We start from the raw sequence: 3487 nt of genomic DNA, 5'->3' as shown, positions 1-3487 counted from the left end.
TCGCCAGCGGCACCATCGGATTGACAAGGACGATATGGGCCGCAGGGAATACCGGCAGCGGCATCAGCCTTTCCCCAATTCCCCTGGCCAGAAGCGGCACGCCGAGCAGGCAGGCGGGCACGTCCGCACCCAGGCCGGCAGCAAGATTCGTCAGATCGTCCAGCGCGACCGGGCGGGAGGACAGCCGCGCCATCAGCCGCAGGGCCGCTGCTGCATCGGCGGAACCGCCACCGATGCCGGCCGCAACCGGCAGGTTCTTGGTGAGGCGCAGCTTCAATCCGGCCTCTACCGCGTCGGGCCAGCGCTGGCGGAAGCCGGCCACGGCGCGCAGTACGAGATTGCCCGGCCCCGCCCCCAATCCGGCGGCAAACGGGCCGGTGATGACCAGGGAATCGGCCTCGGCGGGGCTGGCATCAACCGCGTCGGCCAACCCGGCGAAGACAATCAGGCTTTCCAGCTCATGATAGCCATCGGCCCGGCGGCCGGTGACGTGCAGCGCGAGATTGACCTTGGCCGGCGCAAATTCGGTTGCGATCTCCTCCGCCATCATTGGCGCTGCGGCAGCACGAGGCGCAGGCCGGGGTGGATGAGATCGGGATTGGCGAGATTATCCCGATTGGCTTCGATCAGAAGTTGATAGGCCGCCCCGCTGCCATAGCGCTCGCGTGCGATGGTCCAGAGATTGTCGCCCCGCCGCACCACATATTCCTCACCGTCTGCCGTGGCGGGCGGCTCGGATTCGATATCGGCCTGGGCGGTTTCGGTGGCGTCGGACCGCACCTCTTCCAGGGAATCCGGCTGCTTGCCCGCGTCGATCTCAGCAAGTTTGCGGGCGATGCGTTCGCGCACGTCGCCGATTTCATCGACAAAGGCGGCGACGCGCCACTGGAAATGGGCTTCCAGGCGCCGGCCGTCGGCCCAATAGGCATCGCCCAGATGGTCGTTGAGCTCGGCATCGTTGGGCCGCAGCATTACGGCGCGCTCCAGCGTTTCCACCGCCTCGTCCATGCGGCCGAGCTTGTAGAAGGCCCAGCCGAGCGAATCGACGATATAGCCGTCCTGCGGCTGCGCCTCGACAGCCTTTTCGATCATCTCCAGCGCTGGCTCGAGGTTCATGTCCATGTCGATCCAGCTATAACCCAGGTAGTTGAGCACCGAGGGTTGGTCTGGATTGAGCTCCAGGGCCTTTTGGAGATCGGCCTCCGCCTTGGGCCAGTCCTTGGCGCGCTCATAGGCGATGCCGCGCACATAGTAGAACCGCCAGTCCGAAGGGCTTTCGCCCCCGGTCAGCTCCAGCGCCTTGGTATAGGCCTCGGCCGCCGGCAGATATTGCTCGTCATAGCGCAGCAGGTCGCCGAGCACCGAAATCGCATCGAGATCCTGCGGGCGGCTGGTCACGATATTGCGCAGGCGCCGCAAAGCCTCGGGCCGCTGGCCCTTGGCATCGAGATTTTGCGCCACACGCACCACGGCGGTGGGTTTCATCGGCGAATTAAGGGGAATGGCGTCGTAGATGGCATTGGCCGCGTCGTGCTGGTCGGCGCTATCGAGCAACTGGCCAAGCGTCAGCCCGATCACGTCGCCGGAAGGGTCGAGATAGGCGGCCAGGCGCAGGAACACCAGCGCCAGATCGAAGCTGCCATCGCGCGACAGCGCCGCGCCGATGCCGTGGAACATTTCCGCCGCGCCGATCTGGGGGCTGGTGGCGAAGGGGCCGGGATGCTCGCCCGCCTCGATCTTCTCCTTGACCAGCGTGACCACGGGATGGCTCAGCCCCTGGTTCTCGAACTGGGCGATCACGTCCCGCGCCTCATCGAACCGGTCGGCATTGGCCAGCATGCGGGCATAGACCTCGGTCATGCGGGCAATATAGGGCTCGGCTTCGAACGCCTGGCCGGCAAGGTCGATCGCTTCCTCGGTTTCACCGGCGGCTTCGGCCATCAGCGCCCGGTGGAACACGAGAAAATCGTCAAGCCCCGCGCTGCTCAGGCTTTCCAGCGCCGCATCGGCATCGGCCTTGCGGCCTTCTCCGATCAGCGCCCAGGCGCGCAGGATGGTGGCGGTAAGCCCGGTGAAGCTGGCCTGGCCGACCTTGTCGAGCAAGTGCTCGGCTTTCGCATAGTCCGCCCGCTTGAGCGCCTGCGTCGCCATCGCCATTTCGGCCAGTTCGTTGACCGGCTCGAGTTCCAGCAGATGGCGCGCGGCATCGACCGCTCGCTCCATCTGCCCATCGGCGGCCAGCGCAATGAAGGCGCGCTCCACCAGCAGCGGATTGTCGCGGTCAGCCTGCGCCGCCGCGTTGAAATATCGCGCCGCTTCGTCGGTGCGCAGATCGTCCAGCGCCTGCTGGCCGGCAAGGAATGCCCCGCTGCCGTCGCGAGGTTGCAGGGGCAGCAGGTCGAACATGGCCATCGGATCGGACTGCGCCACCATGGCGGGGCCCGTCGCCTGCGCCATGGCCATGGCCGGCGCAAAGGCAATCGAGCCCAGAAGCGCCATGCGCGCGAAGCGGTTCAGAAACGGTGTCACGAGGCGGAATACTCCCTTGGCCCAGGGGCCACGATGTGGGCGCGAAGATTGTCCGTTTTTGGACGATGCGGCAAGGCGGGACACACCATGGCCTGCTTTCACATTCCCGTATAGTTGGGGCCGCTTCCCCCTTCGGGGGGCACCCAGGTGATATTGCCGGCGGGATCCTTGATATCGCATGTCTTGCAGTGGACGCAGTTGGCCGCGTGAATGCGGAAGACCGGCGCCCCATCCTCCTCGGCCACTTCATAGACCCCCGCCGGGCAGTAAAGCGGCGCCGGCTCGCCGTAAAGCGGCAGGTTATCGCGAATCGGGACCGCGGGATCGGCCAGATGCAGATGCACCGGCTGGTCTTCGTCATGGGCCAGATTGGCCAGATAGACCGAGGCGGCCCGGTCGAAGGTCACCTTGCCGTCGGGCCGGTCATATCGGCGCGGCGTCACCTCGGCGAGCGGCTTCAATCCTGCGGCATCGGGGCGCTTATGATGCAGCGTACCCAGAAGCGAGCGGCCCAACAGGGCTGAGCTCCACAGCTCCACCCCCGCCAGCACAACGCCCCCCAGCGTGCCGAAGCGGCTCCAGAGCGGCTTGACGTTGCGCACACCCTGCAATTCGCGGGCGATGCCCGTGGCCATGACGCGATGACCGAAATCCCTGATGAGATCATGCTGCCGCCCCTTGCCGATGGCCTCGGCCACCGCATCGGCAGCACCGATCCCCGAAAGGATCGCATTGTGAATGGCCTTGAGGCGCGGCGCATTCATGAAGCCGGCCGAGCATCCGATAAGGCCGCCGCCGGCAAAGGCCAGCGTGGGGATGGATTGCCAGCCCCCCGCCGTCACCGCGCGCGCACCATAGGAGATGCGCGTCGCCCCCTCGAGCAGGGGCGCGATGGAGGGGTGGGTCTTGAAGCGCTGGAATTCGTCGAAGGGCGAGACGGTGGGATCGGTATAATCGA

Annotated in this window: 3 protein-coding genes; all 3 read right to left on the bottom strand. The window is 66.2% G+C overall.

Features of this window, described 5'->3' with window-relative positions:
• On the bottom strand, positions 1 to 547 hold a 547-nt coding region (locus VDP82_RS15830; protein ID WP_323015792.1), incomplete at its 3' end, for a 4-(cytidine 5'-diphospho)-2-C-methyl-D-erythritol kinase.
• Positions 547 to 2529: a tetratricopeptide repeat protein gene (locus VDP82_RS15825; protein ID WP_323015791.1), complete on the bottom strand. Its 1983-nt coding sequence runs from the start codon at positions 2527 to 2529 to the stop codon at positions 547 to 549. The genes VDP82_RS15825 and VDP82_RS15830, both read right to left, overlap by 1 nt.
• A 98-nt stretch (positions 2530 to 2627) precedes the next feature.
• Positions 2628 to 3487: electron transfer flavoprotein-ubiquinone oxidoreductase (locus VDP82_RS15820; RefSeq protein WP_323015790.1), on the bottom strand; the 860-nt coding region annotated here is incomplete at its 5' end.

Origin of the sequence: Devosia sp., from assembly GCF_034675085.1 — a bacterium.
Taxonomy (GTDB): Bacteria; Pseudomonadota; Alphaproteobacteria; order Rhizobiales; family Devosiaceae; genus Devosia.
The sequence above is the reverse complement of the archived record's forward strand: the minus strand, read 5'-3'. Positions and strand labels throughout refer to the sequence as shown.